13 protein-coding genes, 1 pseudogene and 2 riboswitches are annotated in these 13,372 nt (G+C 36.8%); of the genes and pseudogenes, 1 reads left to right on the forward strand and 13 read right to left on the reverse strand.

Annotated features, from left to right (window positions below; translation table 11 throughout):
- Positions 1 to 172 precede the first annotated feature (172 nt).
- A complete protein-coding gene (locus SJY24_RS26560; RefSeq protein ID WP_000482735.1) occupies positions 173 to 1,474 on the forward strand; it encodes an NCS2 family permease in 1,302 nt (433 codons plus the stop codon).
- 24 nt (positions 1,475 to 1,498) lie between these two features.
- Here the strand turns inward: SJY24_RS26560 and SJY24_RS26565 are convergent.
- From SJY24_RS26565 to thiG, 13 genes and pseudogenes are all read right to left on the reverse strand, one after another.
- Positions 1,499 to 1,858, reverse strand: a pseudogene (locus SJY24_RS26565) (hypothetical protein).
- Positions 1,859 to 2,041: 183 nt separating this feature from the next.
- Positions 2,042 to 2,896 carry a patatin-like phospholipase family protein gene (locus tag SJY24_RS26570; RefSeq protein WP_377866792.1) on the reverse strand — a complete coding sequence of 285 codons (855 nt, stop codon included), beginning with the start codon at positions 2,894 to 2,896 and terminating at the stop codon, positions 2,042 to 2,044.
- Positions 2,897 to 3,042: 146 nt separating this feature from the next.
- Entirely contained in the window at positions 3,043 to 4,197 is a 1,155-nt protein-coding gene (gene kdpDN / locus SJY24_RS26575; protein WP_377866793.1) for a KdpD-like non-kinase potassium sensor, read from the reverse strand.
- Between the two features lie 56 nt (positions 4,198 to 4,253).
- Positions 4,254 to 4,835 carry a K(+)-transporting ATPase subunit C gene (gene kdpC / locus SJY24_RS26580; RefSeq protein WP_377866794.1) on the reverse strand — a complete coding sequence of 194 codons (582 nt, stop codon included), beginning with the start codon at positions 4,833 to 4,835 and terminating at the stop codon, positions 4,254 to 4,256.
- Between the two features lie 17 nt (positions 4,836 to 4,852).
- Positions 4,853 to 6,943: a potassium-transporting ATPase subunit KdpB gene (kdpB, locus tag SJY24_RS26585; protein WP_377866795.1), complete on the reverse strand. Its 2,091-nt coding sequence runs from the start codon at positions 6,941 to 6,943 to the stop codon at positions 4,853 to 4,855.
- 13 nt (positions 6,944 to 6,956) lie between these two features.
- The gene (gene kdpA, locus SJY24_RS26590; protein WP_377866796.1) at positions 6,957 to 8,624 is read right to left on the reverse strand and encodes a potassium-transporting ATPase subunit KdpA; all 1,668 of its coding nucleotides are present in this window, start codon (positions 8,622 to 8,624) and stop codon (positions 6,957 to 6,959) included.
- Positions 8,625 to 8,643: 19 nt separating this feature from the next.
- Positions 8,644 to 8,724, reverse strand: coding sequence for a K(+)-transporting ATPase subunit F (gene kdpF / locus SJY24_RS26595; RefSeq protein ID WP_000972378.1), 81 nt, complete (start codon positions 8,722 to 8,724; stop codon positions 8,644 to 8,646).
- Positions 8,721 to 8,825: a SipW-dependent-type signal peptide-containing protein gene (locus SJY24_RS26600; protein ID WP_000887888.1), complete on the reverse strand. Its 105-nt coding sequence runs from the start codon at positions 8,823 to 8,825 to the stop codon at positions 8,721 to 8,723. The genes kdpF and SJY24_RS26600 overlap by 4 nt, the downstream gene beginning before the upstream one ends.
- Before the next feature lie 95 nt (positions 8,826 to 8,920).
- Positions 8,921 to 9,066: riboswitch (cyclic di-AMP (ydaO/yuaA leader) on the reverse strand.
- Positions 9,067 to 9,329: 263 nt separating this feature from the next.
- Complete coding sequence (locus tag SJY24_RS26605; protein WP_377866798.1) at positions 9,330 to 9,560, reverse strand: hypothetical protein; 231 nt, start codon at positions 9,558 to 9,560, stop codon at positions 9,330 to 9,332.
- Between the two features lie 16 nt (positions 9,561 to 9,576).
- A complete protein-coding gene (locus tag SJY24_RS26610) occupies positions 9,577 to 9,963 on the reverse strand; it encodes a hypothetical protein (protein ID WP_377866799.1) in 387 nt (128 codons plus the stop codon).
- 93 nt (positions 9,964 to 10,056) lie between these two features.
- Positions 10,057 to 10,204, reverse strand: a riboswitch (cyclic di-AMP (ydaO/yuaA leader).
- A gap of 557 nt (positions 10,205 to 10,761) precedes the next feature.
- Complete coding sequence (gene thiD, locus SJY24_RS26615; RefSeq protein ID WP_377866800.1) at positions 10,762 to 11,583, reverse strand: bifunctional hydroxymethylpyrimidine kinase/phosphomethylpyrimidine kinase; 822 nt, start codon at positions 11,581 to 11,583, stop codon at positions 10,762 to 10,764.
- Between the two features lie 6 nt (positions 11,584 to 11,589).
- The gene (locus SJY24_RS26620; RefSeq protein WP_377866801.1) at positions 11,590 to 12,609 is read right to left on the reverse strand and encodes a thiazole biosynthesis adenylyltransferase ThiF; all 1,020 of its coding nucleotides are present in this window, start codon (positions 12,607 to 12,609) and stop codon (positions 11,590 to 11,592) included.
- Entirely contained in the window at positions 12,602 to 13,372 is a 771-nt protein-coding gene (thiG, locus tag SJY24_RS26625) for a thiazole synthase (RefSeq protein ID WP_377866802.1), read from the reverse strand. The genes SJY24_RS26620 and thiG overlap by 8 nt, the downstream gene beginning before the upstream one ends.

The following is a 13,372-nucleotide window of genomic DNA, read 5'->3' on the forward strand; positions in this document are numbered from 1 at the left end:
TACACATGAAAAAAACGCGATTCCCACTCGTTTTTACGGTTAATATTCAAATTTAAGACATAAAATATGGATTGTTCTAAAGTTTTTATGCAAAACTATTGCAAAAAAGTCAAAAAACGAATATTATATATAACTGTTGTGAAAATTATTCGTAAAAAGAAAGGATGTTTATATGTTTAACCTTTCAAAACATAAAACTTCTATTAAAACTGAAATTATGGCAGGTATTATTACCTTTTTAACAATGGCATATATCATTGTCGTAAACCCTGTCATCCTTGGGGATGCAGGCGTTCCATTTGAACAAGCATTTACAGCTACTATTATCGCCGCTGTTGTCGGAACATTATTTATGGCAATCTTTACAAACTTACCAATCGCAATTGCACCAGGTATGGGATTAAATGCTTACTTCTCTTACTCTGTTGTAAAAGCTCATGAAGGCATGACTTTCGCAATTGCATTCTCTGCTGTATTCGTAGCAGGTATGATTTTAATTTTGTTATCATTCACATCTTTCCGTACGAAATTAATGGAAGTAATTCCTGAAAACTTAAAACATGCACTTACTGCTGGTATTGGTCTTTTTATTGCTTTTATCGGTTTGCGATTAACAGGCATTGTTACTAAAAATGATGCAAACTTAGTTGGACTTGGCGATCTTCACTCTGCTCCAGTTCTACTAGCATTAGCTGGTCTTGGAATTACAATTATCCTTATGTCTTTAAATATAAACGGGGCACTATTTATCGGAATGTTACTAACTGGTATTATCGCTTATTTCACAGGGCAATTAACGTTCTCAAATGGTGTTACATCAATGCCTGGATTACCAGAAGGCATTATCGTTTCGAACCCAATTACTGCTGTATCTGATGTAATTAACTACGGATTATACGGCGTTGTGTTCTCATTCTTCCTTGTTACATTATTTGATACAACAGGAACATTACTTGGTGTAGCACAACAAGGTGGATTTATAAAAGACGGAAAGCTTCCAAAAGCAGGACGAGCTCTTCTATCTGACTCATTCTCAGCAACAATTGGAGCTATGTTCGGAACAACACCATCAACAGCTTACATTGAATCTTCTGCTGGTGTTGCAGCTGGTGGCCGTACTGGTTTAACAACTGTTACAGTAGCTGTTCTGTTTGCATTAGCAGCATTCTTCGGGCCGTTAGTGAGCGCTGTTTCTGGCGTTTCAGCTATTACAGCACCATCATTAATTATCGTTGGTAGTCTTATGATGGGTTCAGTTCGCCACATCGATTGGGATACGTTCGATGAAGCATTCCCAGCATTTTTAGTAATCTTAAGCATGCCACTTACATCAAGTATTTCAACAGGTATTGCACTTGGATTTATTTCATACCCACTTATGAAAATGGCAAAAGGACAATTCCGTGCTGTTCACCCACTTGTCTATTTATTCGGAATCTTGTTCGCTTATCAATTAGTTTTCTTACCACACTAAAATCCCTCATAAAGAGGGATTTTTTTATAAATAAAAAAGTAGAGCATCGAATTCCGATGCCCTACTTTCCTTATGCTCAGAGTATACTCCTTTCGCACAAAAAGCATTAAATGCACCGTTACTAACAGTAGCATTTAATGCCCTTCCAGATTCATGAGGCCCTAATCTATCCGAGGCACTTTAAATATATGAATAACTTCCTTTTGAATTAATAAAAGAAATCGCTACTGAACAGCGAGATGCATTTTGATTCGTAGTCGTTTGAGCTCTGTAGGATAGCAGATTATCACTTTTATGAACACTTAAGGTTGAATAGAATGCACTTGTTGAGATTGATATTGCTAATAACAATAGAGTCGTAATGGAAAAAACTTTTCCTTTCATTAACAATCACCTCCTGAATTAATAATTTAATAGCGCTACATCGTTATAGTATCTTTCAAGCAAATTCTTCTCAATAAGAAGCCAATATGTTTTACTAACTCTTAAAAAACTTAAACATTTCTACATTTTTAAAAAAAGCAATACAAAAAGGCTGCGGAAAAATTCTTCTCCGCAGCTCAATTATTAGTTTTGCAAAAATGCCTGTAAATCCGCAAACTGTCTCTTTGCATCTTCATAGCCTTGCTCATATAAATTTTGTAGTTTTGCTATGTCCTTCTCCATACGGTCCACTTGAAGCAACACTTCTGGGCGAATAACAAATAAATTACCAGCTTGTTCTTCTTTTTCAATGTAGTGAAGTGTTTCATTATACACTTCATAACGAGCTAGCATTGTGTTAACAAGGTTCGGGTATTTTTTATAAGCTTTCGTTGCAATCCATCCAAATTTTGATTTTTTCTTCGCATAACCATGGTTTCTCGTTAAAATAACGACTGATTTTTTAAAACCGTCCGATTGTGCTTTACGAACTGGTATCGGATCTGAAATACCGCCGTCTAATAACTGCTTACCGCGGTAATTTACTACTGGTGCAATGAAAGGTAATGAACTAGATGCTTGTAATAAATTTAACGCATCATCATTCGTTCCCTCTTTTTCAAAATAAACAGATTGTCCTGTTTCACAATCTGTTGTCCCTACAAGGAAACGCTCTGGACTATTAAAATAGGTGTCAAAATCAAACGGGACATGTTTTTCTGGAATTTCATGAAAAATAAAATCCATATCAAACAATTGACGCTTTTTCCATAAGTTTTTATACGATAAATATTGTGGGTGTGATGCATAATCAATATTTACTGTTTTATTTCTATTTCTTTGTCTGGAAAGATACGACGCTGCATGACAAGCACCAGCTGATACACCGATTACATATGGAAAATATAAATCTTGTTCCATAAAATATTCTAATATCCCGCCCGTATATACACCACGCATACCGCCGCCTTCTAATACTAACCCCGTATTTTCAAGCATGTTATTCTCTCCTCTATATATATTAACTCTTTAATTATTCACTATGTTAAGTATCTTTTACTATTATATATGAGTTCTTTCAGAAATTATATTCAAAAGGCTTGAAAAAAGAAAAATAGAGACTCCTCAAAAAAGCAGTCTCTATTTTAAGCTCTTTGATCAGCAACAATATGAATATCAATATACTTTGTTTGTCTCATAATTTCATTTACAATAGAACCTTTTCGTATTTCCTCCCACCGTGTTCTCGCCGATTGTCCGAGTAAAACTTGTGTCACCTGTAGTCTATTCGCGACTTCAATAATAACATCAGCTGGCTTTCTTCCTTTCGCTTCTTCTAATACAAAGCTCGCATCAAATTGATTCGTTAGCGATTTCCACTCTTCAATTGTTTGCTTTTTCCCTGCCGAAAGTGAATCTATATTTTCCCGCTCTACGTTTAAGACATACAATTCAGCGTTTAACCGATCAGCCATGCGCCAACCTCTCCGTATTAATTTCTCTGCTGTTGAACTGTATTGCACACAAACGAGAATTTTTTCTTTCACGCCAATCGGTTCTATAACGGTTTGGCTAATTTTCTCATCCATATCATCTGCAACTTCACGAAGCGATAATTCTCTTAGTGCCCCTAAATTATTAAGCGTAAAGAAGTTTTGTAAGCTTTGCTCTATTTTTTCTTCCTTATATATCTTTCCATCGATTAATCTCTTCCGGAGTACCTCAGGTGTTGCATCAACGAGCTGAATTTCATTTGCTTTTTGCAAAATAAAATCTGGAATACGCTCTCTTACTTTTACATTCGTAATTTGAGCTACAATGTCATGAACACTTTCTAAATGTTGAATATTAAATGCTGATAATACAGATATACCGGCATCTAACAATTCCTGCACATCCATGTAACGTTTCTTATTTTTCGACCCGGGAATATTACTATGCGCAAGTTCATCCACAACAACAATTTGTGGTGCCCGCTTTATAATTCCTTCCACATCAAGCTCATAAAATCCCTTTCCTTTATAATCTATTTCTTTTAAAGGGACTTTTTCTAAATCAGCGATCGCTTCTTCTGTCTCTTCCCTCCCATGTGTTTCAATTAAACCAATTACAATATCAATACCATCCTTTTTCATTTCTCTAGCATCATAGAGCATTTTATAACTTTTCCCTACTCCTGGTGCAGCCCCTACGTATAGCTTTAACTTCCCGCGATTTTGCTGACGAATATATTCTAAATATTCCTCTGGCGTTCGCCTTTGAAACGTCGGTTTATAGTCATCCGCATACAAAACACTCACAGCCTTTCTTTCGAAACAACGCTACCTCAATCCGTTAGATTGAGGTAGCACTGTTACTATTTCATTAGTTTCTGTAATTCTAAATTTAACTTTAAGACGTTCACGCGATTTTCTCCAAACAAGCCGAGCGCAGCACCTTCCGTTTGATCCTTAATCAATTGATCCAACTTTTCTTTCGGAATATTCGTTAATTTCGAGATGCGATCTACCTGTACGGAAGCCGCCTTCGGACTAATGTCAGGATCAAGCCCTGAACCTGAATTCGTCACTAAATCTATCGGTACTTCTGTAACTGGAACAGTTGGATTTTGTTCCTTCCACTCTGCAATACTTTTCTCAACTCTTTTTGCTAAATCTGGATCAGACGGTGCATAGTTATTTGAACCAGATGCTTCTGCTTTATATTCTATACTAGAGACACGTCCATGAAAATAACGTGGATCTGTGAAATTTTGACCGATTAATTTTGAACCAACTACTTCATCCTTATCATTATATATAAGACTTCCATCCGCATTATCCTTCATTACCGCTTGCGCAATACCAGTTACAATAAGCGGGTATACAAGGCCGCACAAGACTAGGAACGTAAAAGTAATACGAATAATTGGTGAAAGTATACTTTGTTTTTTCGCCATCTTTTTTCCCCTCTTCCTTATATGAACAAGCCGACAATCATATCAATTACTTTAATTCCAATGAACGGAACGATAACTCCGCCAAGCCCGTAAATGAGTAAGTTTCGGCTCAGTAGTGCATTCGAACTCATCGGTTTATATGCGATACCTTTCATCGCTAGCGGAATAAGTAACGGAATAATAACCGCATTAAATATTAATGCTGATAAGATTGCTGAAAGCGGTGATGTTAATTTCATAATGTTTAATGCTTCCATTTGCGGAATCGCAAGTGTAAACATTGCTGGAATGATTGCAAAATATTTTGCAATATCGTTCGCAATACTAAACGTCGTTAACGCACCACGTGTCATTAACAATTGCTTACCGATTCCTACAACCTCAATAATTTTCGTTGGATTCGAATCTAAATCGATCATATTTGCTGCTTCTTTCGCAGCTGTCGTCCCACTATTCATTGCTAATCCAACGTCAGCTTGCGCTAATGCCGGAGCATCATTTGTACCATCACCTGTCATCGCTACGAGTTTCCCTTTATCTTGCTCTGCTTTAATAACCGCAATTTTATCTTCTGGTTTACACTCGGCAACGAATTCATCTACCCCTGCTTCTTTTGCAATTGTTGCTGCTGTTAACGGATTATCACCAGTACACATAACCGTTTTAATCCCCATTTGGCGCAATTGTTCAAAACGCTCACGCATACCAGGTTTTACTGTATCCTTTAAATATATTAAACCGTAAATACGATCATCTACTGCAACTACAAGTGGTGTCCCGCCCTCTTTTGAAATGAAATCTGCTTTTTGATTCAAATCTTTCGGAATCATTCCGCTTTGGGATTGAACCCATTCAATAACGGCACCGACAGCACCTTTTCTCACTTTCGTTCCGTCCTGTAAATCGACACCACTCATTCTCGTTTCTGCTTTAAACGGAACAAATTCACCTTGTTCGGCAAGTTCTCTATTATATGATATAGATTTCGTTTGTACATATTCTATAACTGATCGACCTTCTGGTGTTTCGTCTAAAACTGAGCTAATCGCAGCCCATTTTCCTACTTGTTCAATTGTTTCATTTCCTACAGGAAGCAGTGTATGTGCCATCCGGTTCCCGAAAGTAATCGTACCTGTTTTATCTAAAATAATTGTATTAATATCGCCCGCAGCTTCTACTGCTTTCCCTGACATTGCTAGCACATTAAACTTTGTCACGCGGTCCATCCCGGCAATACCAATTGCCGATAATAACCCACCAATTGTCGTTGGAATTAAACAAACTAACAATGCTACAAGTACAGCTGTATCAATTTGAAACCCTAAATAGTTTGTAAAAATCGGCAACGTCACAACAACGATTAAGAAAATAAGCGTTAAACTCGTTAATACTGTATTTAAAGCAATCTCATTTGGCGTCTTTTGACGAGCAGCTCCTTCTACTAAAGAAATCATTTTATCAATAAATGATTCGCCAGGGTTACTCGTAATTACAATCGTAATCTCATCACTTACGACCATCGTACCGCCTGTTACTGAACAAAAATCGCCACCCGCCTCTTTTATTACAGGAGCTGATTCCCCTGTAATTGCAGATTCATCGACAGACGCTAAACCTTTAATTACTTCACCATCATTTGGAATCATTTCTCCTTGTTTTACAATAACAACGTCACCTTTTCTCAGATCAGTTGCTGAAACTTGAACAATATCTCCATTTTCTTTTACAACATTTGCAAACACATCTTTCTTCGATTGTTTTAAAGAATCGGCTTGCGCTTTACCACGCCCTTCAGCTAACGCTTCTGCAAAGTTTGCAAATAAAACTGTAAATAATAGAATGAGAGAAACTGTTATATTAAACCATCCTGGTACACTACTAGAACTACTTGGAAGAAAGGATAAAATTAACGTAATGATAAATCCAATTTCCACAACGAACATAATCGGATTCTTGATCATGACTTTCGGATTCAATTTCGCAAAGGATTGTTTCATCGCATGTTTCACAATATCACGATCCATCGTTTTCGCTTGTCTAACCTCATCTTCTACAGCATGTATTTGTGATTCATTTACTCTTTTTTCTTTTACTACTACCGGTCTCATCATTTACCCTCCATTACTTCAATGTAAGAAATTCTGCAATTGGGCCAAGTACTAACATCGGGAAGAATGTTAACGCACCAACAATTACAATTGTTCCGATAAAGATCCCTCCAAATAAACCATTATCCGTACGGAATGTCCCGACTGTTTCTGGTACTACCGTCTTCTCTTTCAGTGAAGCTGCAACAGCTAGCATCGTAATTAAACTGAAATAGCGTCCTAAAAACATAACTAAACCAGTCGTAATGTTCCAAAACGGTGTATTGTCTGCTAAACCTTCAAATCCAGATCCGTTATTCGCAGCTGACGATGTGTATTCATATACAACTTGCGTTAAACCGTGGAAACCTGAATGAGAAATTGCATCCGTTCCTAAGCTTGTTGAAAGAGCTAATGCTGAAAACCCTAAAATAAGCAATGGATGAAATAAAATCGTTACCGCAATCAATTTCATTTCCTTACCTTCAATTTTCTTACCTAAAAACTCCGGTGTCCGTCCAACCATTAAACCAGATATAAAGACTGCAATAATTGCATACATAATAATGTTCACAAAACCTGCTCCAACACCGCCGTATACTGTATTTAACATCATATTTACGAGTGGAACTAGACCACCAATTGGTGTTAGCGTATCATGCATCGTATTAACGGCCCCAGTTTCCGCAGCTGTCGTTACTGTCGCATAAAGGGAAGAAAATACGGTTCCAAATCGGACTTCTTTTCCTTCTGTACTTCCTTGTACATGTTCGATACCCATTCCATTTAACACTGGATTTCCATGTAATTCCGATGTCGTAATCGTTATAAATCCTAGTAAAAACACCATGAATAGTGACACGAAAAGGATGCGACCTTGTTTTTTATTTCCTACCATTCGTCCGTACGTAAATGGAAGTGCTGTTGGCAATAACATCATAAGCATCATTTGCAAAATATTACTCATTTGTCCTGGATTTTCGAAAGGATGTGTAGAGTTTGCCCCGAAAAATCCACCGCCGTTATTTCCAAGTTCTTTAATGGAAACGAATGATGCAACTGGACCACGTAAAATACTTTGTTTTGCCCCATCAATTGTTTGTGCTGTAACTGCTCCGTCTAACGTTTGTGGTACACCAAGTGCGACAAAGACTAGCGCTGCAACAAACGCAATAGGAAGAAACACTCTCGTTAATGCTCTCGTAAAATCTACGAAAAAGTTACCAAGTTCTTTTCCAGCAAGTCCTCTTATAAACGCCATAACAAGTGCTAATGTCGTTGCTGGTGCTGCAAACATTAAAAATGTAATCCCAATTAATTGTGATAAATAAGACAAACCATTTTCACCGCTATAATGCTGTAAATTTGTATCAGCCATAAAACTAATTGCTGTATTAAAAGCAAGCGTAGGCTCCATTCCCTCAATATGCGCTGGATTTAGCGGCAGCACACCTTGTAATCTGAAAATGAAATACACAACAACAATCATAAACCCGTTGAGTAAAACGAGTGATAATGCGTACTGTTTCCACGTTTGATTGTATTCTTTTACACCCGTAATTTTAAAAATAAGTTTTTCAAAAGGCCCGAATACTTTATCTAGCGTTTTGCTACCTTGAAAAGCTTTTTCTAAATAAATCCCCGTTGGCTTTGCTACTAAAATAAATAAGAGCATTGTAATAACGACTGCAACCCAAATCATAATGAATGATTCCCCCTAATTAAAACTTTTCTGGATTTAATAATGCGTACACTAAGTACACCGTAATCGCTGCAACAATAACCGATAAGGCAATCATCATGATTGCTTCCCTTCTTTCACAACTTTATCTGACCAACTTGCAAGACTTGCCATCGATGCGACTAACCCAACAAAAATCCCAATCATTACAACATCTAACATAACTACCCCTCACTTTTTGTTAAATTTTACCATCTAGTTATCAAAAAAAGAACACTAAGCTCTACTTAGTGTTCGAAACGAACAACACAAAGTAAACCTCCTCTCTAAACGCTTACGAGGTTAGCTGTCGGATTCGGGCCTAAAGAGTAGCCCTACTTTCAAAATTGAAAGATTCACCCCAAGTGACAATGCACAAAATTGGTTCCCCCGCTCCATTTCTGGAACTCAGCGATTTTAGGTTTTTTTTGGAAATTTCATGAATGATTTATGAGAGTAAATATACTCCTCTAAATTTAACTTGTAAAGGGGTAAATTACTGAAAATAAGAAAATATCCATCTATTTAAGCGTTTACATTAGTTATTATTAATATTTTTTCATCTATTTTCTCGTCTTTCCTTTCTTTTTCACAGAAATGATCTTTTAAATACGAAATAAAAAGAGCGAATTACATGAAGTGCATAGCTTGTTGCACTCAGCATTCGCTCTCTTTTTCATTCAAAATTTATTCCCCTCGTAAAAAAGCACGCAAATTTCTCCCTCGAATATAAACTTGTGATAATTCTGCATGTAACTGCTCATATTCGATAATATCCGCCTCTAAATACAAAACATCTTTTGATGGTAATATAATATATGGCCCTGGAAAAAGAGGATCAATTTGGACCAATTCTTGAACCCTCGCTATCGATACCGCCCAACGATTCGCTATATCTCCTAGTAACAACACCTTCATCTTTATTTCCCCCGCCCTATTCAAAAAATAAAAAAGAAATATTATCACAGTTCGTAAACACTACAAATTTAGCTCCAATTGTTTCATAGAGCCTGGCCGGATATCGTTTATTCCTTGTAACAACAGTAATCGGCGCTTGAAAAGAAAAACGAATGCGTTCCGTGAAGAAGCTAACTATCGGGAGCTCATCTCCTAATAAAATCACTTTCTTAATCCGCTCGCAAATACTAGTAAAATCCTGGTCCTTATTACAGGTATAAGTCCAATCAAATCCACAATTTCTAACTTGATCTGCTATCTCTTCATTTGCTGTAAAAATAATTAACTCATGCTGAAATGCTGCGAGCTCTCTTAAACTCTTTACCTTATTTTCTTCTCCAACGCAAATAAGCGTTAATTCCATGTACCTCATCCTCCTTAGCATAAAAGAACTCAAACATAGATTGATATTCTCCTATACTAATCAGACCGACGAAGTGATATATCCATCATGGCACCGCCCTCTCTCAAGACGCTTACGAAGTTAGCTGTCGGATTCGGGCTTTGAGAGTAGCCCTACTTTCAAAATTGAAAGATTCACCCCTAGTGACGACGCACAAATTGGTTCCTCCGCTCCATACATTTGGACTCAGCGTATTACAAAAAATGTATTCTGGCTGATATATTACTCCTGTATTTTGAAAAAGTAAACAATGAAAAATCCTTAAGATGGATTTTTCATTGTTGCTAGACATTATAAATATTTATATTCAATAGGAATTTTCATGAGTCGTATTGTAATAATACTAAATAAAGAAATGATTAAAAATTAAACGTGAAACGAGGATGCTATATGACCGAGGGTAAAAAGAATAATTTTATTAAAATAATAAACATTCTAGGTAATTCGTTACTTTTAATTCTAGCGATTTTAGTTACTATTACTAGTTATACTGAATTCCGTACTACACTAGAAATCATTTTTTTAATTTCTTGTTTGCTATTAATTTATAGTAAATATTTAAGTAATAATAAGAAAGCAATGATTCCATACCTTATATTTTTAATATTAATATCATCACACCTTTTATATACTTTATTTATCTAAAAGGACGCATTTAAACAAGATACCCCAATCAAATTCACTACCATATATTAAACTTCTATTAATCATTAACGTTAATAACCAGTGAGGATATAGCCCCACTGGTTGAATTTTCACTTATGCACGCGCTTTATTCAATTTATACGCAAAATGATTCGTCGGCCCATGACCACTTCCAATATTCAACGGCTCTTCAATCGCTATGCTAATAAATTGTTTCGCCTCTTGAACTGCCTCTTCAATTGAATACCCTTTAGCAAGTCCTGCTGTAACTGCAGACGCAAATGTACACCCGCTTCCGTGCGTTTGCTTCGAAGGAATTCGTTCGCTTCTAAATTCAATAAACTCTTCTCCATCGAAGAGCAAATCAATTACTTCATTCCCTTGATATTCTGCATGTCCGCCCTTCATAAGCACATATTTAGCACCTAATTCGTGCAATACTTTCGCAGCTTCTTTACTATCTTCTATATTTTGAATTTCCATCCCAGTTAACACTTCTGCTTCAGGAACATTCGGTGTTACAACCGTTGCTAGTGGCAATAAATATTCTTTTAATGCTTGCACTGCTTCTAGTTGTAATAATGATGCTCCGCCTTTTGCAATCATAACAGGATCTAGCACAATATTATTCCAGCCGAATTTTTTAATATGTTCTGCAACAATTTGAATAATTTCACTACTAAATAACATTCCTAGTTTTACAGCATCTGGCGTTAAATCCGTACCAATTGAATTCAGCTGTTCCGTAATTCCTTCTAAAGAAACAGGATATACCCCTTGAACGCCAAGCGTATTTTGAGCAGTAATTGCCGTAATAGCTGTCATTCCATACACACCAAGCTCTTGGAATGTTTTTAAATCCGCCTGAATCCCAGCGCCGCCTCCGCTATCAGACCCTGCAATTGTTAAAGCTTTATTCACTTTCATTCCACTCATCCTTTTCTACCCAAAATAGCGATGATAAATTGTTTTCGCTTCGCTTATATCTTTCGTTCCATGTACAAGTACACGGCCATCTTTAAAAGCAACTAATCTCTTTTCTGCAACAGAAAATGATAATAAATATGGATTTACATTCAAATTATTCACGCGATCATTCAGCAATTTTTTATATTGTTCAAAATCCATTTCCTCTTTATGAGGTGGTCTAATTTGAACTGTATTCCTCCCGCATAACACTGCTGCTTTTGAAGTATTTTCTTTATTTAAATACGGATATAATGCTTGCTCACCACACGATAGACAATTATGTTTACGAAGCTTTTGCACATTCATACATGAATATTCATTTTTCCATACATCAAATGATACAAGCCCATCTCGAAGCGAGTCATAATCTTCTACTAACAGTTTAAGTGTTTCCGTTACTTGATGAGAAACGACAAGAGACACAGCGGGCGATATAATCCCCGCTGTATCACATGTCGCTCCGCCAAGCGGAATCGATTGTAATAAACAAGATAAACATGGCGTTTTTCCTGGAAGAATAGTATAAGAAAGACCGTAACTTCCTACACATGCCCCGTAAACCCATGGAATAGAATATTTTTGCGATATATCATTCACAATGAAACGTGTTTCGAAATTGTCAGTCGCATCGATGATTACATCAACATTTGTAACGAGTTCTTCTAACTCTTCAGCCGTTACATCCTGAACGAGAGCTTCTACTCTTACTTCACTATTAAGCTCTTCTAGGCGTCTTTTTGCCGCTACAGCCTTCGGAAGATTATTTTCTACATCACTCTCTGCATACAATTGTTGTCTTTGTAAATTACTCCAATCGACATAATCACGATCAACAATTGTTACTTGACCAACGCCTGCTCTTACAAACATCTCTGCGTTTGCACTACCTAATGCACCTGCACCGATAATAAGTACATGCTTTGCCCTTATCTTTTGTTGCCCTTCTTCCCCAATCGGAGAAAATAGCTCTTGGCGAGAATATCGATTATTCAACTACGCTCATTCCTTCTAAAGGACTACTTGCTGTTGCACAACGTTTACGTGCAATACGACCTGCTTCAAACCCTAATCGTCCTGCCTCAATACCTAATTTCATTGCGTATGCCATTTTAATAGGATCGTTCGCTCCAGATACTGCAGTATTTAATAACACACCATCTGCTCCTAATTCCATTGCAAATGCTGCATCAGCTGGACTACCAATACCAGCGTCAACGATAACTGGTACTGTCGCTTGTTCAATAATGAAACTTAAATTTAATGGATTTACAATACCAAGCCCTGAACCAATCGGTGATGCCCCTGGCATAATCGCGTGTACACCAAGTTCTTGTAATTTACGAGCTAATACAACATCATCAGATGTGTATGGTAGAACGATAAATCCTTCTTCTAGTAACATTTCAGATGCTTTTAATGTTTCGACTGGATCAGGTAATAACGTTCTATCATCCCCAATAACTTCTACTTTTATCATGTCACAAAGCCCTGAAGCTTTTGCTAATTTCGCAATTCGAACGGCTTCTTCAGCATTTTTTGCTCCTGCGGTATTCGGTAATAACGTATATTTTTTCACATCAAGTTTCTCTAATAAATTAGGTTGCTTCGCATCGAATATATCCATACGGCGTACTGCAAATGTTAAAATTTCAGCTTTCGAAACGTCAATTGCCTGTTGCTGCACATCAAAATCAGAGAATTTCCCTGTTCCTAATAAAAGTCTAGAATGAAATGAAAATGGTCCAATGTTTAACAT

Source organism: Bacillus sp. R86525 (assembly GCF_042466195.1).
GTDB lineage: Bacteria > Bacillota > Bacilli > Bacillales > Bacillaceae_G > Bacillus_A > Bacillus_A nitratireducens.

Bases quoted from the DNA above. Each gene is read 5' to 3' on its own strand.
- kdpF (WP_000972378.1), bottom strand. From the start codon at position 8,724: ATGATGATTGCCTTATCGGTTATTGTTGCAGCGATTACGGTGTACTTA.
- thiG (WP_377866802.1), bottom strand. From the start codon at position 13,372: ATGTTAAACATTGGACCATTTTCATTTCATTCTAGACTTTTATTAGGA.
- SJY24_RS26570 (WP_377866792.1), bottom strand. From the start codon at position 2,896: ATGCTTGAAAATACGGGGTTAGTATTAGAAGGCGGCGGTATGCGTGGT.
- thiD (WP_377866800.1), bottom strand. From the start codon at position 11,583: ATGAGTGGAATGAAAGTGAATAAAGCTTTAACAATTGCAGGGTCTGAT.
- kdpC (WP_377866794.1), bottom strand. From the start codon at position 4,835: ATGGCGAAAAAACAAAGTATACTTTCACCAATTATTCGTATTACTTTT.
- SJY24_RS26560 (WP_000482735.1), top strand. From the start codon at position 173: ATGTTTAACCTTTCAAAACATAAAACTTCTATTAAAACTGAAATTATG.
- kdpA (WP_377866796.1), bottom strand. From the start codon at position 8,624: ATGATTTGGGTTGCAGTCGTTATTACAATGCTCTTATTTATTTTAGTA.
- SJY24_RS26610 (WP_377866799.1), bottom strand. From the start codon at position 9,963: ATGGAATTAACGCTTATTTGCGTTGGAGAAGAAAATAAGGTAAAGAGT.
- kdpB (WP_377866795.1), bottom strand. From the start codon at position 6,943: ATGAGACCGGTAGTAGTAAAAGAAAAAAGAGTAAATGAATCACAAATA.
- SJY24_RS26605 (WP_377866798.1), bottom strand. From the start codon at position 9,560: ATGAAGGTGTTGTTACTAGGAGATATAGCGAATCGTTGGGCGGTATCG.
- SJY24_RS26600 (WP_000887888.1), bottom strand. From the start codon at position 8,825: ATGTTAGATGTTGTAATGATTGGGATTTTTGTTGGGTTAGTCGCATCG.